This is a genomic window from Streptomyces sp. NBC_00988 (genome assembly GCF_045162645.1).
In the GTDB taxonomy this organism is placed as follows: Bacteria; Actinomycetota; Actinomycetes; order Streptomycetales; family Streptomycetaceae; genus Streptomyces.
Window position 1 is genome coordinate 9,838,886 of record NZ_CP108730.1, and the last position, 22,423, is coordinate 9,861,308.

The window sequence follows — 22,423 nt, forward strand, 5'->3', positions numbered from 1 at the left end:
CTGGCCTGACACGTGTCACACCATGGGCGTGGACCGGTACCTACCGGTCGGTAAGTCGCTGTTCCCTCAGCCGGGTTGTCCTCAGTGTGGAGGTCTCTGTGTCCCGTCGTGTGCCTGGAATCCGCGCCGCGCTGGCTCTCACTCTCACCGCCCCGCTCACCCTCACCGCACCTCTTGTCCTGGGCCGACCCGCGGCGGCCGCCGGCCAATACACCGTCACCGCACTGAAGTTCACCGTCCCCGCGGGCGGCCACGACTGCACGGTCGACGCCGATCTGTACCGGCCCGCGGGTGTCGACCGCGCCCACCCGGCGCCCGCCGTACTGGCGACCAACGGCTTCGGCGGCAGCAAGTCGGACGGCTCGACCGACGCCATCGGCAAGGCCTTCGCACAGCGCGGCTATGTCGGACTGGTCTACTCCGGGCTCGGCTTCGGCAGGTCCGGGTGTCTCGTCTCGCTCGACGACCCCGACATCGACGGGAGGGCCGCGTCCGGGCTGATCGACTTCCTGGCCGGCACACGGGCCGCCGACGACGGGACCAGGGCCGACTTCGTGACCCTCGACGCGAAGGGCGACCCGCGCGTCGGGATGATCGGCGGATCGTACGGCGGCGCCATCCAGCTGGCGACGGCGGCCGTGGACCACCGGGTCGACGCGCTCGTCCCCCTGATCACCTGGAACGACCTGGCGTACTCCCTCGACCCCAACAACGCGGTGGGCCAAGGGAGTCGGACCGTTCCAGGCGCCTTCAAATGGCAGTGGACCAACGGCTTCTACCTCACCGGCGAGACCCAGCCCCTGACCGTCCCGAGCCTCGACCCGACCCGGATCAACTCCCTCAGCTGCCTGCACTTCGTCACCCGGGCCTGCGCCATAATCCGCACCCTGAACTCCGGAAGCTATCCGGCCAGGGCGACGGCCGACCTGCTCGCGTACGCGCACAGCGTCTCGCCCACGTCGTATCTGAACCGGGTGAAGGCACCGACGCTCCTCGTCCAGGGACAGGCCGACACCCTCTTCAACCTCAACGAGGCGACGGCGACGTACAAGACGCTGAAGGCGCAGGGGACGACCGCCAAGATGATCTGGCAGTCGTGGGGGCACAGCGGCGGGATGACCGACCCCGCCGCCGGTGAACTCGACCTGAGCCAGGGCGACTTGGAGGCGAGCTATGTCGGCAGGCGCATCCTGGCCTGGTTCGACCGGTACCTGCTCCAGCGGAAGAGCACGAACACGGGACCGGCCTTCGCGTACTACCGCGACTGGATCACGGACCCGGCCGACACCTACGCCACGGCTGGCCAACTCCCCGCCCTCGACGAGAAGTTCTACCTCTCCGGCGACGGCAAGCTCGTGGACAACCGGGCGAAGGTGGCGCGCGGCAGCCGCGATTACACCAACTGGCTTGTCCCCACCAGCCATTCGGAGAGCTCGCTGAGCGGGACGATCGGTCTGCCGGACCCGGCGCCGTACGACACGGCGGGCACGTACCTGGGGTGGACCAGCGAACCCCTGACCCGCACCACGGACGTCGTCGGCGCCCCGAAGGCCACGCTGAAGGTCGTCTCGCCGAAGGCGCAGCGCACCCAGAACTCCGCCGACGCCGCCGACAACCTGGTCCTCTTCGCCAAGCTCTACGATCTCGCCCCCGACGGCAGCAAGACACTTGTCCACAGGTTGGTCGCCCCTGTCCGCGTGCCGGACGTCACGAAGAGCTTCACGGTCAGCCTGCCGGGGATCGTGCACCGGTACGCGAAGGGGCACCGGCTCCAGTTCGTGATCGCGGCGAGCGACGACGCGTACACCGGGAACCGGGGGATCAAGCCGGTCACCGTGGTCAGCTCGCCGGACGACACCGGGGTGCTGGAGCTGCCCGTCGTCGGGCAGTGAGTCACCCGGGGGCACTCCTTCACCGTGCGTAATGGTGGATTCGGGCTCACCCTGGAGACATGAGCCCGAAGACCACCGAGAGCGGCGGCAGGACCGGCCAGCGGGAACGCGTGCTGACGCCCGCCCGGATCACGGTTCTGCTGCTCGCCGTCCTGGCCCTGATCTTCATCTTCGAGAACACCCGCGCCACGAAGATCCGCCTGCTGATCCCCGAGGTCACCATGCCTCTGTGGATGGCCCTGCTGGGTACGGCGATCATCGGCGCCCTGTGCGGGTGGTATTTCATGCGACGGCGCCGCTGACCCGGAACTAAGGTGACGGGATGCCGCACACCGCATCCCGTTATCTCGCCGAGAGCCCGCGCGTGGGCATCCGTCACTTCACGTACGAGGACGCTGCCGAATTCACCACGCGTGCCCGGGAGAGCAAGGACCTGCATCAGCCGTGGCTGTTCCCGCCGGCCAGCGGGGAGGCGTACACCGCCTACGCGCGGCGGCTGATCCAGGATCCGTCCAAGGCCGGGTTCCTCGTGTGCGAGGTGGACGGCGGGGACATCGCCGGGTTCATCAACATCAACAACATCGTCGAGGGCGGCTTCCAGTGCGGAGCGCTCGGCTACGGCGCCTTCGCGCACGCGGCCGGGCGCGGGTTGATGCGCGAGGGGATGAACCTCGTGGTGGGACACGCCTTCGGGCCGATGCGGCTGCACCGGCTCGAAATCAACGTGCAGCCCACCAACCTGCCCTCGATCGCGCTGGCCCGCAGCTGCGGTTTCCGGCTCGAAGGCTTCTCGCCGGACATGATCTACATCGACGGCGCGTGGCGGGACCACGAGCGCTGGGCGATCACCGCCGAGATGCGGACTTCCGGTTGACCTTCATCGTGTCGAGGTCCGTGACCGTCGACTTCAGGTCACGGAAGCCGTAGCCGAGGCCCTTCAGCGCGGTCTCGGCGCGGTCCTCCGCGAGCGCGGCCGCCATCTCGGCACCGTCGGCCGCGTCCGACACCACCACATACCGCCACGAGAAGTGCTTGAGCGGTGCCGGTTCGTAACTGAGCGAGCCCTCCTCGGTGAACCGCATGCTCAGCATCCCGTGCTCCGCCGCCTCGGCCAGCAGCCGCTCCCGCGCCTCGTCCGTCAGCGCGTCCCAAGTGCCCCGGACGATCACCCGGTACGTGTGCTGCTCGCCCATCAGCCGTTCCACTCCTCGGTCCATGTCGTCGAACGGCCCGACTGTATGTCGGGGAGTGGCAACCGCACGCGGATTTTTCCGCCCGCCCCCCCGCGGGCCCCCGTCTTTGCGGAATCCTGACTGGCAATGCCCCTGGCCACCGCACCCGTTGCCGGGTTCCATGGTGATCGTGACGACGATCCGACGTGAGGTACTGACGCTGCCCGCCGTGGAGTTGGGCCCCGACAACCCACTGCCCCCACTGCGTCCGCTCGACGAGGCACACCGCATAGACGACCGGGACCGCGAGGACCTCCCGCGCGACATGGCCCGCCAGGTCGGCTACGAACCCCTCCGCAGCCTGCTGCCGACCCGCGTCCGGGACGGCTACGACAGAGACCGCACACCCCGCCGCATCGACGCCCTCGTGATCGAGAACGACCGGCTCCGCGCCACCGTGCTCCCCGCCCTCGGCGGCCGCATCGCCTCCCTCGTCCACAAGCCCACCGACCGTGAACTCCTGTACCGCAACCCGGTGTTGCAGCCCGCCAACTTCGCCCTCAACGGCGCCTGGTTCTCCGGCGGCATCGAGTGGAACATCGGCGCCACCGGCCACACCACCCTCTCCTGCGCAGCCCTCCACGCCGCCCGCGTCCCCGCCCCCGACGGCGGCGAGATGCTCCGCCTGTGGGAGTGGGAACGCCTCCGCGACCTCCCCTTCCAGGTCGACCTCTGGCTCCCCGACGGCTCCGACTTCCTCTACGTCGGCGTCCGCATCCGCAACCCGCACGAGTGGCCCGCGCCCACCTACTGGTGGTCCAACATCGCCGTACCGGAAGAACGCCGGGTCCTCGCACCGGCAGAGGAGGCCTGGCACTTCGGGTACGAGCGGCGGCTGCGCCGGGTGCCCGTGCCGACGTACGACGACGTGGACCGGACGTATCCCCTCAACAGCCCTTACGCCGCCGACTACTTCTACGAGATGCCGGACGGGCGGCGCCGCTGGATCGCCGCGCTCGACGCCGACGGGCACGGGCTGGTGCAGACGTCCACCGACGTGCTGCGGGGGCGCAAGCTGTTCGTGTGGGGCGCCGGCAGTGGTGGCCGGCGCTGGCAGGAGTGGCTCACCGAGCCGGGCACCGGTGGCTACTGCGAGATCCAAGCGGGCCTGGCCCGTACGCAGTTGGAGCATGTACGGCTGGACCCGGAGAGCGAGGTGTCCTGGCTGGAGGCGTACGGACCGCTCGACGCGCAGGCCGACGGGGAGTGGTCCACCGTCGTGGACGGCGTCGAGGCGCGGCTCGAAACCGCCCTGCCCCGCGCCGAGTTCGACGACGCCTACGCCGCCTGGAAGCCGTATGCCGACACTGAACCCGGCGAGATCCTCGCCACCGGCTCCGGATGGGGCGCGCTCGAAGTCCTGCGCACGGACTGGAAGTTGCCGGGCACGCCGTTCGAGGAGTCCACGCTCGGCGAGGCGCAGGCGCCCTGGGCGGAGCTGCTGCGGAGCGGTGTTCTGCCCGAGCCGCGCCGGGTCCGGCCGCCCGGCGAGACGCTGGTCGCCTCGCACTGGCGGGACATGCTGGAGACCGCGCCCGCGACCCCGCTCACCGAGTACCACCTCGGTGTCGCGCAGTGGCACGCCGGTGATCGGGCGCAGGCGGTGCGCAGTTGGGAACGGGCCCTCGAACTCGCCCCGTCCCTCTGGCCGTTGCTGCGCTGTCTGGCCGTAGCGGATCAGGAGGCGGGGAACCATGAGCGGGCCGCGGACCGGTACAACGAGGCCTTCGCGGACCTGTGTCATGAGCGGCGGGACGCGGGGGAGCGGTGGACCGCCGCGACGGCCGCGCTCGGGCGTGAGGCCGTCGAGGCCCTGCTGCGGGTGCGGCGGACCGCCGATGCCCGGGCCGTGTGGGAGATGCTGCATCCCATGACCCGGGAACGCGGCCGATTCCTGTTGCTCCAGGCCGAGTTGCTGCTCGCGGAAGGGCGGCGCGACGACGCGTGGGCCGTCTTCGACGAGGGGTTCGAGGTCGCCGATCTGCGCGAGGGCGCCGAGTCGATCGGCCGGCTCTGGTCCCGGCTCACCGACGAACCACTGCCGACGCGCTACGACTTCAGGATGCGGCCGGACACGCCCTGAGACGACGGACGGAACGTGGACCGGCGGGCGCGGATCAGGCCCGCCGGTCCACGTACTCGTAGACCGTCCCGTCCGGATGCATCGCGATGAGGTTGCGGCCCGCCGGTGACGCGATGGGGCCCGCGACGATGTGGGCGCCCAGCCCGGTCAGGATCGCGTGGGTCTCGTCGACGTCCTTGACGGCGATGGTGGCGGCGATCTTGCGCAACACCTCCAGCTCCGCCGGAGGCCCACTCATCAGCAGGAAACAGCCGACCGCGGCCACCGACACCCCACCCCGCTCGAAGCGGAGCGCGGTGCCACCCGCGAGCCGTTCATAGAAGGGGACGGCGGTCTCCAGGTCGTCGACGCAGATACGCAGCGTGGCTCCCAGAATCTCCATACGGACGAGCCTAGTTGGGGCGGCCTGCTCAGGGGGGCGGTCCTGGACGCCTTTCTCGACGGCCGGCTGCTGGTGGAGACGGCGATCGTGCGCTGAGCGCCAGGAGCCCGCGTCACCCCGATTCCTCGGCGTGACGCGGGCTCGACGTCTGTGTGGTTCTGCGGACGGCCCGCTACCAGCGGTACCAGCGTCCCCTGCCGCCGCCCGCCGAGGTGCCGCGCGCCAGGAAGCCGAGCAGCCATACGGCGAGCACGATCAGCGCCACCCACCAGAGGATCTTCACAGCGAATCCCGCACCGAACAGGACCAGCGCCAGCAGTAGGACGATCAGGATCGGAACCATAGTGTGTTACCTCCTGACCGCCGAGTGCCCCCGATCGCGCGGATCAGACGTCCTTGCGGGCCAGGATCTCCCCGTGCAGCACGGCGAACCAGCCGTCCTCCTGCTCCCCCCACTCCCGCCACGCCTCCGCTACGGCGGCCAGCTCCTCGGTGGTCGCGTGGCCACCCTCGGTGGCGACCCCGGCGTACGAGGACGCGACGGTACGGTCCGCCCACAGGCCGCTCCACCAGGCCCGCTCGTCCGGAGTGTGGAACGTCCAGGTGCTGGATGTGGCCGTGACGTCCGTCAGCCCCGCCCGCAGTGCCCACGACTTGAGACGGCGTCCGGCATCCGGTTCGCCGCCGTTGGCGCGGGCCACCCGCCGGTACAGGTCCAGCCAGTCGTCCAGGCCCGGTACCAGGGGGTACCAGGTCATCACCGCGTAGTCCCCGTCGCGGGCCGCGATGAAGCCGCCGGGCTTGGTCACCCGGATCATCTCCCGCAGCGCCTGCACCGGGTCGCCCACGTGCTGGAGCACCTGATGGGCGTGGACCACGCAGAACGTGTCGTCCGGATAGTCCAGCGCGTGGACGTCGGCGACCGCGAAGTCGACGTTGTCCAGGCCGCGTTGGGCGGCGGTGGCCCTCGCCTGCTCCAGGATGCCCGGCTCGCGGTCGACACCGGTGACATGGCCGTCCGGGACCAGCGCCGCCAGGTCCGCGGTGATGGTGCCCGGACCGCAGCCGATGTCCAGGATCCTCATGTGCGGCTTGAGTGAACCGAGCAGGTAGGCCGCGGAGTTGGCGGCGGTCCGCTGGGTGTGCGAACGCAGCACGGACTCGTGGTGCCCGTGCGTGTAGACGGCGGTCTCCTGCGGCTTCGGCATGGCTCTACCTACCCCTTCGCGGCGGCTTCTTCGTCGTATCCATGAAGGTACGCGCGCATGCCGAATAATGAGACCCACGTTTTACGATGTGGACTGACGGGTGATCAGGGACTCCGTCAGCGGCCGGTACACGGTCAGCGCCTCGGGTTGCTCCTCCAGCGTCAACTCGCCCTCCACGTCCGTGACTTCACCGTCGTACGCGAGCAGCGTGCCGGGGGCCAGGCCGCTCAGGCGCAGACGGTGCACCTGGACCGCCGCGTGGGCGGGGGAGCGGGTGAACGGGCCCGCGAGCGCCGCCGCGAGCAGGCGCAGCGCGGGCCTGCGGCCGCCGTGCACGATCCGGATGTCGAGACGCCCGTCCGCCAGGTCGACGCGGCGGCCGGACGCGACCCCCATGCGGTGATAGGTGCCGTTGCCCGCGAACAGCAGCCACAACGGGCGGGTGCGGCCGCCGACTTCGGCCTCCAGCGGATGCCGGTCCGCGCGCAGCACCCGCAGCGCCGCGAGCACACCTGCGGGCCAGCCGCCGATCCGTGGCGCCCAGTGCTCCCGCTCCCGCACCAGCTCCGGATAGACGCCCAGGCTCAGGGTGTTGAGGAAGATGCCCCGGGTGACGCCGGACGTGAACCGGCCCACGTCCACACGTACGGCGTCACCCTGCTTGATCGCCTTGCTCAGGTCGCGCGGGCCCTCCACGCCGAGGTCGTAGGCGAAGTGGTTGAGGGTGCCGCCCGGGAGGACCGCGAGGGGCAGGCCGTGGCGCAGGGCGACCGCGGCCGCCGCGTTCACCGTGCCGTCGCCGCCGCACACCCCGAGGACCCGGGCGCGGGCCGCCGCCTTCTCCAACTCGGCCTGTATGCCCGCGGGTTGGCAGGCAATGACCTCCGCGCCTGGCAGGAAGTCCGTCAGCGCGTCCGCCCGGTCCGCGCTGCCCGAGGCCGAGTTGACCACCATGACCAGGCACTCGCCGTCCTCCAGCGCCGGGACCTCGGCGCGGGTGCGGGCCGGCGGCACGATCTGCCCGCGGGTCGGCACCATGCCGCGCACCGCGAACGCCGCGCACGCGCCCAGCGCGGCGCCCGCCAGCACGTCGCTCGGGAAGTGGACACCGGTGTAGACGCGGGACATGGCGACCGAGAACGCGATCGGCGCCACCACCGCACCCCAGGCCGGGGACTCCAGGGCCACGCCGGTCGCGAAGGCCACCGCCGACGCCGCGTGACCGGACGGGAACGAGGTGGTGATCGGCTGCCGCTTCAGCTGCCGGCCCGGCGGAACGGGGTCCAGGACGGGCCGGGGGCGGCGCACGGTCCGCTTGCCGATCGTGTTGATCGCGAAGGAGGCCAGGGACAGGGAGGCGATGCCCCGGGCGGCGGCCCGGCGGGCGCGCGGAGTACGGCTCGCGGCCACCGCGGCGGCCGTCGCGAACCACAGCACGCCGTGATTGGCGCTCCGGCTCAGCCGCGGCAGCACGGGCTCACCAGCGGGCCAGTTCCGTTCGGCGGCCACCTCGAAGAGACGGCCGTCCAGGGAGAGCAGCCACGCGCGCAGGGCATGGCGGCCGGGGAGGGGGACCGTGAGGTCGACGTCAGGGCTCATGCGGTGCCGGGTACCCTGAAATGGCCGTTTGCTGCCCGGCGGACCGTCGGCGGACCGATTCCACCGCCTTCCACCGTCAGCGGACCGCTTCGTTCCGACCGTCGGCGGACCGTTTCATCGGAGGACCCCCGCATGCGCCTGATCCTCATCCGCCACGGCCAGACCACGGCCAACGTGGACTTCCGCCTCGACACGGCCATACCCGGCGCGGACCTGACCGACCTGGGCCGCCGCCAGGCCGCAGCCCTCCCCGAAGCCCTCGCCGACGAGGACATCGAGGCCCTCTACGCCTCCACCCTGATCCGCACCCAGCACACCGCGGCCCCGCTGGCCGCCGCCCGCGGCCTCGACGTACGCGTCCGCGACGGCATCCGGGAGCTCACCGCCGGCGACCTGGAGATGCTGCCCGGCGACACGGAACCCGGCCACGAGTACATGCGGATCGTGTTCGCGTGGGCCGCCGGTGACACGGAGCTGCGGATGCCGGGCGGTGAGAGCGGCACCGAGGCCCTCGCCCGCTACGACGACGTGATCGCGGAGGCCGCCGACAGCGGCGCCCGCACCGTCGCCATGATCAGCCACGGCGCCGCGATCCGGATGTGGACGTCCGCCCGCGCCGACAACATCGACGTGGCCTTCGCCGCCGCCCGCCCCCTCGACAACACCGGCATCGTGATCCTGGACGGCTCCCCGGCCGACGGCTGGAAGGCCCTGTCCTGGGAAGGCGCCCTGGTCGAGACGCCCGGACCGGACACCGACGGCGGTCCGGCCGGACAGCCGCTCGACGAGGACCAGAAGCCCTAGGCCGTGTCCCGGCGAAGCTCCGGGCCAGGTCATGGCGAGGCCCTGACGGGCACAATAAGGGTTTGCCCGGCCGTGAGGCCGCCCCACAGAATGCGTGGTCATGGGACATCTGGAAGCCGCACACCTTGAGTACTACCTCCCCGACGGGAGGCCGCTGCTCGGCGATGTGTCCTTCCGGGTCGGCGAAGGCGCCGTGGTCGCGCTGGTCGGGCCCAACGGCGCCGGCAAGACGACCCTGCTGCGGCTGATCTCCGGCGAGCTGAAACCGCACGGCGGCACCGTCACCGTGAGCGGCGGCCTGGGCGTGATGCGCCAGTTCGTGGGCTCCGTACGCGACGAGACGACCGTACGGGACCTGCTCGTGTCGGTCGCACCGCCGCGCATCCGCGAGGTCGCCGCCGAGGTCGACAAGGCCGAGCACGGCATCATGACCGTCGACGACGAGACGGCCCAACTCGCCTACGCGCAGGCCCTGTCCGACTGGGCTGAGGTGCACGGCTACGAGTTCGAGACCCTGTGGGACATGTGCACGATGGCCGCGCTCGGAGTGCCGTACGACAAGGCGCAGTTCCGGCAGGTCAGCACGCTCTCCGGCGGTGAGCAGAAGCGGCTCGTGCTGGAGGCGCTGCTGCGCGGCAGCGAAGAGGTGCTGCTGCTCGACGAGCCCGACAACTACCTTGACGTGCCCGGAAAGCGCTGGCTTGAGGAGCGGCTCAAGGAGACCCGGAAGACGGTTCTCTTCGTCTCCCACGACCGTGAACTCCTCGCCCGCGCCGCCGAGAAGATCGTCTCCGTGGAGCCCTCGCCCACCGGCGCCGACGCCTGGGTGCACGGCGCGGGTTTCGCCACCTACCACGAGGCCCGGCGCGAACGCTTCGCCCGCTTCGAGGAGTTGCGCCGCCGCTGGGACGAGAAGCACGCCCAGCTGAAGAAACTCGTCCTGAACCTCCGTCAGGCGGCCTCCATCAGCCATGAGTTGGCGTCCCGCTACGCCGCCGCCCAGACCCGCCTGCGCAAGTTCGAGGAGGCGGGACCGCCCCCGGAGCCCCCGCGCGAGCAGGACATCACCATGCGCATCAAGGGCGGGCGCACGGGCGTAAGGGCTGTCACCTGCAAGGGACTTGAACTGACGGGGCTGATGAAGCCCTTCGACCTTGAGGTCTTCTACGGCGAACGCGTCGCCGTCCTCGGCTCCAACGGCTCGGGCAAGTCGCACTTCCTGCGGCTTCTCGCCGGCGAGGAGGTGAAGCACACGGGGGAGTGGAAGCTCGGCGCGCGTGTCGTTCCTGGGCACTTCGCGCAGACCCACGCCCACCCCGAACTCCAGGGCCGCACCCTCCTCGACATCCTGTGGAAGGAACACGCGCAGGCCAAGGGGCCCGCAATGTCCCGGCTGCGGCGCTACGAGCTCACCGGCCAGGCCGAGCAGAGCTTCGACCGGCTGTCCGGCGGGCAGCAGGCGCGTTTCCAGATCCTGCTGCTGGAACTCCAGGGCGTGACGGCTCTTCTCCTCGACGAGCCGACCGACAACCTCGACCTGGAGTCCGCCGAAGCTCTGCAGGAAGGTCTGGAGGCGTTCGACGGGACGGTGCTCTCCGTCACGCACGACCGGTGGTTCGCCCGGTCCTTCGACCGGTATCTGGTCTTCGGCAGTGACGGCAAGGTCCGGGAGACGACCGAGCCGGTGTGGGACGAGCGGCGGGTGGAGCGCGCGAGGTAGCCGTTTGTGCGGTTGCGGGGCCGGAATGCCGGAATGTTCGTAGAGTGGACCCAGGACCGTGAGACTCGACGAGCGGGGCACACCATGACCGGAGTCGACCCTGCGCGCCTGGACGATGCTCAGCTCATGAAGGAGCTGGAGACCATCCACCGCACGCGCCACGACACCCTGCTGTACGGCTCGAACGACGCGCTGCGCGCCCACAACGACCGTATGGCCGGACTGGAGGGCGAGTATCTGCGCCGCCATCCGCGTCGCCTCGTGGCCCCCGGCCGCACCCGGCAGGGGGCACGCGAGCGGGACTGAGCGGTGGGTGTTTGTGCCTTGAGGTCGGGGGCAGGTGAACGTTCAGCGCTGGATCGCAAACGCGTTCCCACCGACGGTGACCGTCCAACCCGGAGCATGCTCAAGGGAGTTGTGACGCACCATGCCTACTCGGACCAATCTGCCTGCCCGCACGAGCACACGCACGCAACGCCATTCCCACCATGACGCCCCCGACACCGCCGAGGCGTTCCGCACGCTGGCCGCGCTGCCTCCCGGCCCGCGGCACGACACCGTCCGCGAACACATCGTCGAGGCCTGGCTGCCCATGGCCGACCGGCTCGCGGGACGGTTCCGCAACCGGGGTGAGAGCACCGAGGACTTACGCCAGGTCGCCGCCCTCGGGCTGGTGAAGGCCGTCGACCGGTACGACCCCGAGCGGGGCAACGCGTTCGAGAGCTATGCCGTGCCGACGATCACCGGCGAGATCAAACGGCACTTCCGGGACCACATGTGGACGTTGCATGTGCCTCGGCGGGTGCAGGACCTGCGGAACCGGGTGCGGGTCGCCGGGCAGGAGCTGGCCCAGACCGTGCCGGGGCGGCGGCCCACCGTGGCGGAGATCGCCGTCCACGCGTGTCTCTCCGAGGAGGAGGTGCGGGTGGGGCTTGAGGCGCTGGACAGTTTCAGCGCGTTGTCGTTGGACGCGGTTGCCCCCGGCGGTGGGGACGGGTGGGCGTTGGGTGACGTACTCGGCTCCGCCGACCCGGCGTTGGACGTCGTGGTGGACCGGGAGGCTGTGAAGCCGGGGCTTGCCGCGTTGCCCGAGCGGGACCGGGAGATCCTGTACCTGCGGTTCTTCGGGGACATGACGCAGAGCCGGATCGCCGAGCGGTTCGGGATTTCGCAGATGCATGTGTCCCGGTTGATCAGCCGGTGTTGCCGGCGGATCCGGGAGCAGGTTCTGGAGGGTGCGGCTTAGACGTAGGGTGCCGGCTCGTCGTGGCTGGTCGCGCTGACGCGGCGGAGCCGCACATCGAAACAGCTCCGTGCCCCTGAAAGCTTCGGCCGGGCTGTGTTCACTCGCTCGGCTCTCTCCTTACCGCCAATGGGGGCCGGCCGCGCGCGGCGCTCTCCTGACCGGGCTTCGATGGTGTTGCCGTCGTCCTCGGTCTAAGGAGACCCGCTCATGCGTCGCACCGCCCTTGCTCTGTCCGTCGTCGCCCTTGTCGGCGCCGCCGGGCCCGCTCTGGCCGCTGATCCGGGCGCCGAGGTCAGTCCGAGCAGTGTGCGGGCGGGTGGGAGTGTCACCGTTTCCGTCACCTGCGAGGCCATGGGGGAGACCGTGGCCGACACCATCGACGCCACGTCCCAGGGGTTCGACGACGGGACCGTCCAGCTGCAGCGCGTGCCCGGCAACGACGACCGGGCTGCCGGAGCCGCTTACCGGGGGACCGCGCGGATCTCCACGGACGGGGTCGAGCGGGACGCCGCGTGGACCGTCGACGGGACCTGTCCCGCGCCGCCCGGCGGACAGGGGCGGCCCTGGAGCGCGACCTTCAGCATCGAGCGCGGGGGTGGGCAGCCGCCGTGTCAGGAGCCCCGGGGGGATGCCTGTGGTGATGTGCCCGCCGCGATCCAGCGTGGGGTGCGGGCGGGCGAGGGCGGTACCTTCACCGACTCCGTTCCGGCCCTGGTCGCCGGTGGTGTACTGATCGCGGGCGCCTTCGGTGGTGCCGTGTACCGGCTGCGCAGGCGGACGCCGGGGCACTGAGCGCGCGAGCGGGACACGGCACGGCACTGCACGAGGGACTGCGCGGAGGCACGATGCGGCAGGCGGACGCGGTAGGCCAGGGGCCTGTGCGTTACGGTCCGGTGTTTCCCGACGACGGGCTGCCCGTGCTGCCGGAACTGGCCGCCGTGCTCGCCGCCGCCGCATCCCGTACCGAGGAACAGCCGGTGGGCGGCGCCCCCGCACTGCTGGACGCCGCGAGCGGTTACTTCGAACGCCGGGGTCTGCCCGCCGGACCCGCCCGCGTGGCCGCCGCCCCGGGTGCCCCCGCGCTGCTGGTCGCGCTGACCGCCGCGCTCGGCGGTGACGTCCTGGTGCCCAGACCCTGCGCCGCCTGGTGGGCGCCGTACGCGCGCCTGCTGGGCAGATCCGTGTTCCATGTGGGCACCCCGGCCGAGTGCGGCGGGGTGCCCGATCCGTACGTCCTGCTGGAGACCGTGCGCCGGGTCCGGGACGAGGGCGGTGACCCGCGGCTGCTCGTCCTTTCGGTGGCCGACGACCCGACCGCGACCGTGGCGCCGCCCGAGGTCATGCACGAGACAGTCGAGGCCGCCGCTGCCGAGGGCCTGCACCTGGTCAGCGACGAGACCTGGCGCGACACCCTGCACGCGCCCCGGCGCACCATGCTGCTCAGCCCCGCCGAGATGCTCCCCGACAAGGTCACCGTCGTCACCGACCTGGCCGGCGCGCTCCTCCCGTCCGGCTGGCCGGCCGCCGTCGCCCGCTTCCCCGCAGGCCGCGCCGGGCAGGCGCTACGCGCGCGCGTGCTCGACGTCCTCACCGCACTCGGCGCCCGCGTCGCCGCACCGGTCGCCGCCGCGGCCGGCCACGCCCTCGGCGAACCCCCGCCCGTCCTCGCCCGCCGCGACACCGCCGTACGCCTGCACGCGCGCGTGGCCGCCGCCGCGCACGCCGCCGTCACCGGGGCGGGCGCCTTCTCCCGGCAGCCGCAGGCGGGACGCCATCTGTACGTCGATCTCGGGCCGCTGCGCCACGCGCTCACCCCGCAGGGGGTGGGCGACGCGCAGGACCTGGAGGAGTTCCTCACCGGCCGGCTCGGCATGCCCGCGCCGGGCGGCCACCGGTTCGGCGACGACCTGGGCGCGCTGCGGGTCCGGCTGTCCACCGGGCCGCTGCTGGGCCGAACCGATGCGGAACGCGCGGAATGTCTCACGTCACCCTTGCCGTTGGAACTGCCACACGTGCAACGCGCGTTGATGTCCTTGAGGTCGATCTTCGACGATCTCCGCGACGACGCTCAGCGATGGGAGCCTCCTCGATGACGCAGCAGTCCGAGTCGACCACCGACAGCAGTACGGCCATGCGGGAAGCGGCCGTCCCGACGTCCCCGTTCGCCCCCTCGTCCCCGCCGCTCGCCGAACCCCGCCCCCTCGGCGAGCGGCGCGTGTGGCCCCGCGCCTTCCACGACCGGCTCACCGCCCCGCTACCCGGCCTCAACGCCTACGCCCGCTTCGCCCGCGAGGGTTCCGTGCGACCCCGCCCGGAGGGCCTCGCCGACATCCCCCAACTCCCGTTCGCCCCCGAGCCGTTGCCCCAGGTGGACGCCCTGACCGTCGCCGTCACCTGGGCGGGCCACGCCAGTTGGGTGATCCGCATCGGCGGCCTGACCATCCTCACCGACCCGGTCTGGTCCCGCCGCATCCTCGGCACCCCGGCCCGGATCACCCCCGTCGGCGTGGCCTGGGAAGCACTCCCGGCGATCGACGCCGTCGTCATCAGCCACAACCACTACGACCACCTCGACGCCCCCACCCTGCGCCGACTCCCGCGCCACACCCCGGTGTTCGCGCCCGCCGGCCTCGGCAGCTGGTTCCGGCGCCGCAGATTCACCCACGTCACCGAGCTCGACTGGTGGGAGGCGGCCCAACTCGACGGCGTCCGGCTCGACTTCGTCCCCGCCCACCACTGGTCCAAGCGCAGCCTCATCGACACCTGCCGCTCCCTGTGGGGCGGTTGGGTGATGACAGCACCGGACGGCCGGCGCGTCTACTTCGCGGGCGATACGGGCTACGGCCACTGGTTCTCCCGCATCGGCCGCCGCTACCCGGGAATTGACCTGGCCCTCCTCCCCATCGGCGCGTACGACCCCCGCTGGTGGCTCAGCGACGTCCACTGCGATCCGGAGGAGGCGGTCCAGGCCGTACAGGACCTGGGCGCGAGACGAATGGCTCCCATGCACTGGGGCACGTTCGTCCTGTCGGCGGAGCCGGTCATGGAACCCCTGACGCGGGTGCGGGCGGCTTGGGAGAAGGCCGAGTTGGCGCGCGAGAACCTGTGGGATCTACCTGTAGGGGGCTCAAGAGTGCTAGGTGAGACCCCTTAAGGGGCGCGGCCAGCCGCAACGAGCCCGCACTCCGCAACGAGCCCTCAACCGGCAGCCCGAACCCGCTTCCACAAACTTGGCGCCACACTGATCACCACGGTCAGCACAACCGCCGCCACCACACCCTCCCACGGCTCCGGAAACAGCGAACCCCCGAGAATGCCGATCAGTTGGTACGTCAGCGCCCAGGCCAGACAGGCCGGCGCATTGCCCCGGGCGAACCGACGGATCGGCCACTCGGCCAGCAAGCAAGCCAGCATCACGGGGATACGGCCCGCCGGCACCATCCGGGACAGCACCAGCACGGTCACCCCGTGGTGGGCCAGCTTGTCCTGGGCCTGTGCGAGCCGCTCCTCCGGCGCCCGCGACCGGATCGCCTCCAGCCACCGCGACCCGTTCTTCGACCCCATCCCCCGCCGCCCCAGCCAGTACAGCGCGACGTCCCCGAGGAACGCGGCCAGCGAAGCCGTGACGAAGACCAGCGCCATCGCGAACGGCGCCGTCTGGTGAAAGGCGACCACGGCCGCCGAACTCACCAGCGCGCCGGTCGGAATCACCGGCACCAGCGCCCCGAACAGCACCAGCAGGAACAACGACGGGTAACCGATGGCCTGTTGAGCGGATTCGGGCGATGTCGTGGCCGTAGCGGCCGCGATCCAGCTCACCGGGCGACCTCCGGGCGCACGCTCTCCCCGTGCCCGAGCCGGTGCACCGAGACGGAAGGCGCGAGTTGGGCGGCGATCCGCACGAACTCGTCGCCCGGCGTGTGGAACTCGTGCGGGCGCACCGCGTCCATCCCGATCGGCCAGTACGTGCCGTAGTGCACCGGCACCGCGCTGCGCGGCGAGAGCCGGGCGAGGGCCTGGGCCGCGCGGCCCGCGTCGAGATGCCCCTCGCCGAGATACGGGCCCCAGCCGCCCACCGGTAGCAGCGCCACGTCGACCGGCCCGACCTCCTTGGCCATGTCGTCGAACAGCCCGGTGTCCCCGGCGAAGTAGGTGCGTGCCTCGCCCTCGACGACGTAGCCCAGCGCGGGGGACCGGTGCGGTCCGACCGGCAGCCGGCGTCCGTCGTGCCGTGCGGGGACGGCCCGTACGACCAGGTCACCGACCATCGTCTGGTCGCCGGGGGACACCTCGTCGATCCGCAGCCGCCGGAGCCGGCGCAGTCCGGGCACCGCGCGGAGTGCGCCCCGGGGCACGAGCAGGCGCGTGCCCGGGGCGAGGGCGGCGAGCGAGGGAAGGTGCAGGTGGTCGGCGTGGAGGTGGGAGACGAGCGCCAGGTCCGCGCGCCGGGCCTCGGGCGGCGGCACCGCGCCCCGACGGCGCCGTAGATGTGCGAGGCGGCGCGCGAACAGGGGGTCGGTGAGGACGCGCATGTCCGAGTCCTCGATCGTGCAGGTGGCGTGACCCCACCAGGTGATCTCCACCGGCACCTTCTTTGCCTCCTTCGCGCGACTCCCCCGAAGCCTACGGGCAGGAGTAGGGTCGGCGGCGAAACCCGGAGGTGAGGGGGACGCCATGGGACAGGTACGGGGTGCCTCGGGTATGCCCTCGCGGCTGCGGGTCACGGCGATCGCCAGCCTGACGCCGCTGGAGGAGCTGGACGACGACCCGTTCCTGGTCGACTCCCGCAGTCAGCACGCGATGTGCGCCCGCTGGGCCGCCGACCACGGCTATGTGATCGCCCGCGAGCTTCTGGTGCGCGGGCTGCGCCCCGACCACTGCGCCCTGTGGGACGGCGTCCGCCCCGGCCTCGACCTGTTCGTCGCCCCCAGCCGCCGGGTCCTGGAGAGCGCGCTGTCCTCCGTCGAGGAGTTCACCGACGAGTGCGCGCGACGCGGGGTGCGCATCGAGACGGTCGGCCGCGCGGAACCCTGCTACGACGCCCAGATGAAGGCCAGCGTGCACCGACGGCTGTCGATGCCGACGGCCGGTTACGACGGCCGCTAGTTCCGCGGCCCCGCTTCTCGCTCCGGGGTCCTCGTGTCCCGTATGACAGGCTGGGGACAGGCCCGCCAGGTCGTCGGGCCAGGGACGTGAGGTGTACGGGGCGTGGGTGGAGCGCGTTGGCGGCGGCTCGCCAGTCAGGTCGGGCGCAGTGTCGCGGTGTGGGCGGTCTCCACGGTCACCATGCTGGTGCTCGCCGGGATCCTGCCGGACTTCAAGCTCCAGTCGGCGGACGGCGACAGCGCCACCCGGATCGGTGTCACGGCCGCGTTCGGCGCCGGCGCCTTCGGTCTGCTGTCGGCCCTCGTGTGGCCGCTGCTGGTACGGCTGTTGCTGCTGGTGCCCGCGCTCGTCCTCGGCCTCCTCGTCTTCGTGCTCAACGGGTCGCTGCTGCTGATCGCCCTGCGCATCAATCCCGACGGCGGGCTGCGCGGCCAGGTCGCCCCCGAGACCGCCGTCGTCGTGGCCGCCGTGATGTCCGCCGTCGCCTCCGCCACCGGCGGTGCCCTCGCCGTGCGCGACGACGACGCCTACCGCCGCCGCCTCTACCGCCTCGCCGACCGCCGCCGCAGAGCCCTGCCGCCCGGCCCGTCCTCGCCCGGCACCGTCTTCCTGCAGCTCGACGGCGTCGGCCACGACGTGCTGCTCGGCGCGGTCGCCAGGGGCCTGATGCCGACCGTCGCGAAGCTCATCGGCGGCGACCGCCCCACCCACCGCCTCACCCCCTGGCGCACCGACTGGTCCAGCCAGACCGGCGCCAGCCAGCTCGGCATCCTGCACGGCTCCAACCACGACATCCCCGCGTTCCGCTGGTACGAGAAGGACACCGGCGAGGTGATGGTCTGCAACCGCCCGACCAGCGCCGCCGAACTCCAGCGCCGCGCCGTCGAGTTCACCGGCGACGGTGGTCTCCTCACGCTCGACGGCGCCAGCCGCGGCAACCTGTTCAGCGGCGGCGCCGACGAACAGGCCCTCGTGCTGTCCATCGCCATTCGCCGCCGGGGCCGCGAGAACCGTTCCCGCGCCGGCTACTTCGCCTACTTCTCGGACCCGGCCAACGCCGTCCGCACCGCGATGTCCTTCGTCGCCGAGGTCGGCCGCGAGATCGGCCAGTCGACCCGCAGCCGCCTCACCAAGCAGCGCCCCCGGATCAAGCGCGGCGGCCTCTACCCCCTCGTCCGCGCCTTCGCGACCGTCGTCGAACGGGACGTCGTCGTCGCCGCCGTCATGGGCGACATGCTGGCCGGCCGCACCGCCGTCTACGCCGACCTCGTGGCCTACGACGAGGTCGCCCACCACTCCGGACCGCGCAGCCGCGACGCCGCCAAGGTGCTCCAACGTTTGGACCGTTCCATCGCGTTGATCGAGAACGTCGCCGAGCACGCCCCGCGCCCGTACCGCATCGTCGTCCTCTCCGACCACGGCCAGAGCCCCGGCGAAACCTTCCAGGGCCGCTACGGCCTCACCCTCGGCGACTTGGTGCGCGCGGGCTGCGGGCTGCCCGTGCCGCGCCGGGCCCGGCGCACCCACAGCGGCGCCGAGGCCCGCGCCGCCGTCCGCGCCGCGCTGCGCCGGCCGGTCGAGGAGAAGGACGGGCAGCACCGCCACCCCGGCCGCCACTCCGAGCCGGTCGTGCTCGCCTCCGGCAACCTCGGCCTGGTCTCCTTCCCGGACGTGCCGCACCGCATGACCAAGGAGGAGATCGACGCCCGGCACCCGGCGCTGCTGACGACCCTCGCCAACCACCCCGGCGTCGGCTTCGTCCTCGTCCGCAGCGAGGAGCACGGAGGAGTCGTTCTGGGGGCGCACGGTGCCGAGCTCCCGGTGGCCGAACTCGACGACAAACAGGGCCCGTTGGCGGACTTCGGCCCCGGCGTCGCGGACGCCGTCCGGCGCACCCACTCCTTCCCGCACACCGCCGACATCATGGTCAACTCCTGGTACGACCCCGCCGAGGGCGAAGTCCTCGCCTTCGAGGAACAGATCGGCTCCCACGGCGGCCTCGGCGGCGCCCAGGCAAAGCCGTTCCTGCTCTCGCCGCACACCTTCTCCGCGCCGGTCGACGACGGCGATGACCTCGTCGGCGCGGAGCATGTGCACAAGGTCCTGCGGCGGTGGCTGCGTGAGTGCAACGGACCCCAAGTGCCGCTGACGGACGAGCAGTCGGAACGGGCCGCCTGAAAATCGGCTGCGCCGGGTGGGTCGTAGGCACACACTGGGGGCATTGGAGCGCGTTTGCGCCCTTGTCGAACCCCCTTGAGGAGCGCCTCTTTTGCAGGCTGCGGTCACTGTCACGCCCGCTCGTATACCGGAGCTGCTGCTCGGTCTCGCGACCGTGCGGCCCGTGTTCATCTGGGGTGCGCCCGGCATCGGAAAGTCGTCCCTGGTAAGGGAGTTCGCCGAGTCGCTGGGGCTGGAGTGCGTGAGCCTGCTCGGTACGCAGCTCGCGCCCGAGGACCTGATCGGCGTGCCGCAGATCCGGGACGGGCGGTCGGTGTTCTGTCCGCCGGAGGCGATCGCGCGGGACGAGCCGTACTGCCTGTTCCTCGACGAACTCAACGCGGCCACACCGGATGTGCAGAAGGCGTTCTACTCGCTGATCCTGGACCGCCGTATCGGTAGCTACGAACTGCCCAAGGGTTCCATCGTGATCGGTGCCGGGAACCGGGCGACCGACAACGCGCTGGCGCGGCCGATCGCGTCCGCGCTGATCAACCGGCTCACCCACGTCCACCTTGAGGCGTCGCCGAAGGACTGGCTCAACTGGGCTGCCGCCAACGGGATTCACCCGTGGATCCTGGACCACCTCACCGACCGGCCCGACCACCTGTGGTCCAAGCCGCCGAAGACCGAGGAGGCCTTCTCCACGCCCCGGTCCTGGCACATGCTCTCCGACGCGCTGGGCTCCTTCGGGCCCGACCTCGACGAGGACACCCTGAAGGTGATCGCGCACGGCACGCTGACCCCGGCGCACGCGGTCGCGTTCTGCGGGTACGTCAAGATCGTGCGCAGCCGGTTCGGCATCGAGGCGATCATCAAGGGCGACGCCGGCTGGCCGCACCGCCCCGAGGACCGTGACCTGCTGTACTACCTCGCCGAGTCCTTCAGGGGCCGGCTGGTCAAGGAACTCCCGGTCAGCAAGGAGCACTTGTCGGCGAACGGGCTGCAGACCGCGTACCGCGCCAAGTCGCTGCTCGTGCAGCTCGCCGAGATCTCCGTGGAGGTCGCGCAGAGCGTCATCGCCCCGGACACCGACGGCAACCCGCTGCTGCCCGCCTGGTTCCTGGTCGAGGCGGCCCGGGACATGCCCCGGCTGGTCGAGGCCCGGCAGTGAGCCGTACGCGGGGGAACAAGGGGAAGCCGAAGAAGGATCTCGCGGCCGAGGCCTTCGAGGAGGGGCTGCGCCTCGTGCGGGCCAACCGCGCGCTCGCCGCCATCGGCTTCAGCACCTGCCGCCGGGACGACTGCCACCACACGCCCAACTCCGGTCTGGTGCGCGTCGATTCAAACGGTGTGCTGCACGTCCACCCCACCCGCCGGGCCGAACCCGCCGAATGGGCCTGGGCGATCGCGCACTGCATCATCCACCTGGGCTTCGGTCATGTCCCGGCCGCGCCGAAGCTGCGCGACCAGCCCGACGGCCCCGCCCTCGCGGCGCGTTGCGCCGTCGTCAACCGCTTCCTGCTCGGCTTCCCCATCGGGGTCACCCCCGAGGACCTGCCCGCCTCCTACCCGGGCGGCGACGAGGACCAACTCGCCGCCCGCTGGCGCCGCGACGGCGTCCCGCCCCTCTACGAGCGCTGCGGTACGGCGGGCGGCGAGCCGGACCAGCTGCTCGTGCCGTGGGATACCTGGCAGGGCGGCAGCGCCCCCGACTGGCAGCTCAACTTCGCGCACGCCCTCACCCGCACGGTGGCCATGGCGATGGACGTGGCGGGCGGCCGGCGTGCCTCGATGCGCGGCGGACCCACCCGACTCCAGCCCTGGGAACGGGCGTTGAGCTGGTTCGTCTCCTCCTACCCGCTCCTCGGCGGCATCGCGGCCGGCATCACCCTCGTCGCCGACGCCGAACTCGCCCGCGCCCACGGCATCTCCGTCGCCGCCGTCGACACCGGCGCGGCCGAGATCTACGTCAACCCGCTGCGCCGACTCGACGACGAGGAATGGCGGTTCGTCCTCGCCCACGAGATGCTGCACGCCGCCCTGCGCCACGGCGACCGCTGCGGCGTCCGCGACCCGTTCCTCTTCAACATCGCCGCCGACTACGTCATCAACGGCTGGCTGTGCGAGATGGAGGTCGGCCGGATGCCCGAAGGCCTGCTGTACGACCCGGAGTTGAAGGACCTCTCCGCCGAGGAGGTCTACGACCGGATCGCCGGCGACCTGCGCCGGATGCGCCGCCTGGCCACCCTGCGCGGCAAGGGCGTCGGCGACATCCTCGGCGGCCCCCTCGGCAGCCCGCGCGACTACGTCGACCTCGACGAGTTCTACCGGCGCGGCCTCGCCCACGGCCTCGACCTGCACCAGCAGTACGAACGCGGCTTCCTGCCCGGCGGGTTGGTCGAGGAGATCCGCGCACTCAGCCATCCGCCCCTGCCCTGGGACGCCCAACTCGCCCGCTGGTTCGACGAGTTCGTACCCCGTCCGGAGCCCGTGCGGTCGTACGCCCGCCCCTCGCGCCGCCAGTCCTCCACCCCCGACATCCCGCGCGCGGGCCACTACTTCCCGCCCGAGGAGATCGCCCGCTGCACCTTCGGCGTCGTCCTCGACACCTCCGGCTCCATGGACCGAGGCCTCCTCGGCAAGGCACTGGGCGCGATCGCCTCGTACGCCGAGGCCCGTGACGTGCCGGCCGCCCGGGTCGTGTTCTGCGACGCGGCCCCGCACGACGCGGGCTACGTGTCGGTCACCGACATCGCCGGCCGGGTCCGGGTGCACGGGCGCGGCGGTACGGTCCTGCAGCCCGGGATCGATCTGCTGCACCGCGCGGACGACTTCCCGCGGGGCGCACCGATCCTGATCATCACGGACGGCTGGTGCGACGTGCTGCGGGTGCGGCGCGAACACGCCTATCTCATACCGCAGAATGCTCGCCTGCCGTTCACCGCGCGTGGGCCGGTCTTCCGGGTGAGCTGAAGCGGAATGTGATCGGAT

At 71.7% G+C, this 22,423-nt stretch carries 22 protein-coding genes; 15 read left to right on the top strand and 7 right to left on the bottom strand.

All coding sequences use genetic code 11. The annotated features are described in order from the left end of the window. Positions 1 to 98: 98 nt before the first annotated feature. The 3 genes from OG496_RS44615 to OG496_RS44625 are packed head-to-tail and all read left to right on the top strand — an operon-like array spanning position 99 to position 2,766. Positions 99 to 1,892 (top strand): CocE/NonD family hydrolase, encoded by a 1,794-nt coding sequence (locus tag OG496_RS44615; RefSeq protein WP_405974907.1) that lies wholly within the window; start codon positions 99 to 101, stop codon positions 1,890 to 1,892. A 59-nt stretch (positions 1,893 to 1,951) separates the two neighbouring features. Next, entirely contained in the window at positions 1,952 to 2,194 is a 243-nt protein-coding gene (locus OG496_RS44620; protein WP_266864038.1) for a LapA family protein, read from the top strand. Positions 2,195 to 2,214: 20 nt separating this feature from the next. Beyond that, complete coding sequence (locus OG496_RS44625; protein WP_405974908.1) at positions 2,215 to 2,766, top strand: GNAT family N-acetyltransferase; 552 nt, start codon at positions 2,215 to 2,217, stop codon at positions 2,764 to 2,766. On the opposite strand, the gene OG496_RS44630 is transcribed toward OG496_RS44625, so the two are convergent. Then, on the bottom strand, positions 2,738 to 3,085 hold the full coding sequence (locus OG496_RS44630; RefSeq protein ID WP_405974909.1) for a DUF6204 family protein: 348 nt from the start codon (positions 3,083 to 3,085) through the stop codon (positions 2,738 to 2,740). The two genes, OG496_RS44625 and OG496_RS44630, sit on opposite strands and share 29 nt — an antisense overlap. Positions 3,086 to 3,245: 160 nt before the next feature. On the opposite strand from OG496_RS44630, the gene OG496_RS44635 reads away from it, so the two are divergent. Then, positions 3,246 to 5,207, top strand: a complete 1,962-nt coding sequence (locus tag OG496_RS44635; protein WP_405974910.1) for a DUF5107 domain-containing protein — start codon at positions 3,246 to 3,248, stop codon at positions 5,205 to 5,207. A 34-nt stretch (positions 5,208 to 5,241) separates the two neighbouring features. On the opposite strand, the gene OG496_RS44640 is transcribed toward OG496_RS44635, so the two are convergent. The 4 genes from OG496_RS44640 to OG496_RS44655 all read right to left on the bottom strand — a co-directional run bounded on the left by OG496_RS44640 (position 5,242) and on the right by OG496_RS44655 (position 8,396). After that, positions 5,242 to 5,589, bottom strand: coding sequence for a VOC family protein (locus tag OG496_RS44640; protein WP_405865088.1), 348 nt, complete (start codon positions 5,587 to 5,589; stop codon positions 5,242 to 5,244). A 172-nt stretch (positions 5,590 to 5,761) separates the two neighbouring features. After that, a complete protein-coding gene (locus OG496_RS44645; RefSeq protein WP_366493698.1) occupies positions 5,762 to 5,932 on the bottom strand; it encodes a hydrophobic protein in 171 nt (56 codons plus the stop codon). Between the two features lie 43 nt (positions 5,933 to 5,975). Next, entirely contained in the window at positions 5,976 to 6,797 is an 822-nt protein-coding gene (locus OG496_RS44650; RefSeq protein ID WP_405974911.1) for a class I SAM-dependent methyltransferase, read from the bottom strand. An 81-nt stretch (positions 6,798 to 6,878) separates the two neighbouring features. Then, the gene (locus tag OG496_RS44655) at positions 6,879 to 8,396 is read right to left on the bottom strand and encodes a bifunctional phosphatase PAP2/diacylglycerol kinase family protein (protein ID WP_405974912.1); all 1,518 of its coding nucleotides are present in this window, start codon (positions 8,394 to 8,396) and stop codon (positions 6,879 to 6,881) included. Positions 8,397 to 8,528: 132 nt separating this feature from the next. On the opposite strand from OG496_RS44655, the gene OG496_RS44660 reads away from it, so the two are divergent. The 7 genes from OG496_RS44660 (at position 8,529) to OG496_RS44690 (ending at position 15,320) form a co-directional block, all read left to right on the top strand. Beyond that, the gene (locus tag OG496_RS44660) at positions 8,529 to 9,200 is read left to right on the top strand and encodes a histidine phosphatase family protein (protein WP_405974913.1); all 672 of its coding nucleotides are present in this window, start codon (positions 8,529 to 8,531) and stop codon (positions 9,198 to 9,200) included. 100 nt (positions 9,201 to 9,300) lie between these two features. Next, positions 9,301 to 10,920, top strand: a complete 1,620-nt coding sequence (locus OG496_RS44665; RefSeq protein WP_405974914.1) for an ABC-F family ATP-binding cassette domain-containing protein — start codon at positions 9,301 to 9,303, stop codon at positions 10,918 to 10,920. An 84-nt stretch (positions 10,921 to 11,004) separates the two neighbouring features. Further along, positions 11,005 to 11,226: a DUF6158 family protein gene (locus tag OG496_RS44670; protein WP_019062892.1), complete on the top strand. Its 222-nt coding sequence runs from the start codon at positions 11,005 to 11,007 to the stop codon at positions 11,224 to 11,226. 121 nt (positions 11,227 to 11,347) lie between these two features. Further along, positions 11,348 to 12,166: an RNA polymerase sigma factor SigF gene (locus OG496_RS44675; protein WP_405974915.1), complete on the top strand. Its 819-nt coding sequence runs from the start codon at positions 11,348 to 11,350 to the stop codon at positions 12,164 to 12,166. Between the two features lie 207 nt (positions 12,167 to 12,373). Continuing rightward, entirely contained in the window at positions 12,374 to 12,958 is a 585-nt protein-coding gene (locus OG496_RS44680; RefSeq protein ID WP_405974916.1) for a hypothetical protein, read from the top strand. Positions 12,959 to 13,011: 53 nt separating this feature from the next. Further along, the gene (locus OG496_RS44685; protein ID WP_405974917.1) at positions 13,012 to 14,259 is read left to right on the top strand and encodes an aminotransferase class I/II-fold pyridoxal phosphate-dependent enzyme; all 1,248 of its coding nucleotides are present in this window, start codon (positions 13,012 to 13,014) and stop codon (positions 14,257 to 14,259) included. Then, positions 14,256 to 15,320 (top strand): MBL fold metallo-hydrolase, encoded by a 1,065-nt coding sequence (locus OG496_RS44690; protein ID WP_405974918.1) that lies wholly within the window; start codon positions 14,256 to 14,258, stop codon positions 15,318 to 15,320. Before OG496_RS44685 ends, OG496_RS44690 begins: the two co-directional genes overlap by 4 nt. A gap of 44 nt (positions 15,321 to 15,364) precedes the next feature. On the opposite strand, the gene OG496_RS44695 is transcribed toward OG496_RS44690, so the two are convergent. Further along, positions 15,365 to 15,985, bottom strand: a complete 621-nt coding sequence (locus OG496_RS44695) for a DedA family protein (RefSeq protein WP_405974919.1) — start codon at positions 15,983 to 15,985, stop codon at positions 15,365 to 15,367. Then, positions 15,982 to 16,755, bottom strand: coding sequence for an MBL fold metallo-hydrolase (locus tag OG496_RS44700; RefSeq protein WP_366493688.1), 774 nt, complete (start codon positions 16,753 to 16,755; stop codon positions 15,982 to 15,984). Before OG496_RS44700 ends, OG496_RS44695 begins: the two co-directional genes overlap by 4 nt. Positions 16,756 to 16,840: 85 nt before the next feature. Between OG496_RS44700 and OG496_RS44705 the strand changes: the two genes are divergently transcribed. The 4 genes from OG496_RS44705 (at position 16,841) to OG496_RS44720 (ending at position 22,405) form a co-directional block, all read left to right on the top strand. After that, positions 16,841 to 17,272 (top strand): hypothetical protein, encoded by a 432-nt coding sequence (locus tag OG496_RS44705; RefSeq protein WP_051800794.1) that lies wholly within the window; start codon positions 16,841 to 16,843, stop codon positions 17,270 to 17,272. A gap of 102 nt (positions 17,273 to 17,374) precedes the next feature. Next, positions 17,375 to 19,450, top strand: coding sequence for a phage holin family protein (locus tag OG496_RS44710; RefSeq protein WP_405974920.1), 2,076 nt, complete (start codon positions 17,375 to 17,377; stop codon positions 19,448 to 19,450). 91 nt (positions 19,451 to 19,541) lie between these two features. Beyond that, positions 19,542 to 20,603, top strand: coding sequence for an ATP-binding protein (locus OG496_RS44715; protein ID WP_405974921.1), 1,062 nt, complete (start codon positions 19,542 to 19,544; stop codon positions 20,601 to 20,603). Next, positions 20,600 to 22,405: a DUF2201 family putative metallopeptidase gene (locus tag OG496_RS44720; protein WP_405974922.1), complete on the top strand. Its 1,806-nt coding sequence runs from the start codon at positions 20,600 to 20,602 to the stop codon at positions 22,403 to 22,405. The genes OG496_RS44715 and OG496_RS44720 overlap by 4 nt, the downstream gene beginning before the upstream one ends. The last annotated feature ends 18 nt before the right edge of the window (positions 22,406 to 22,423 follow it).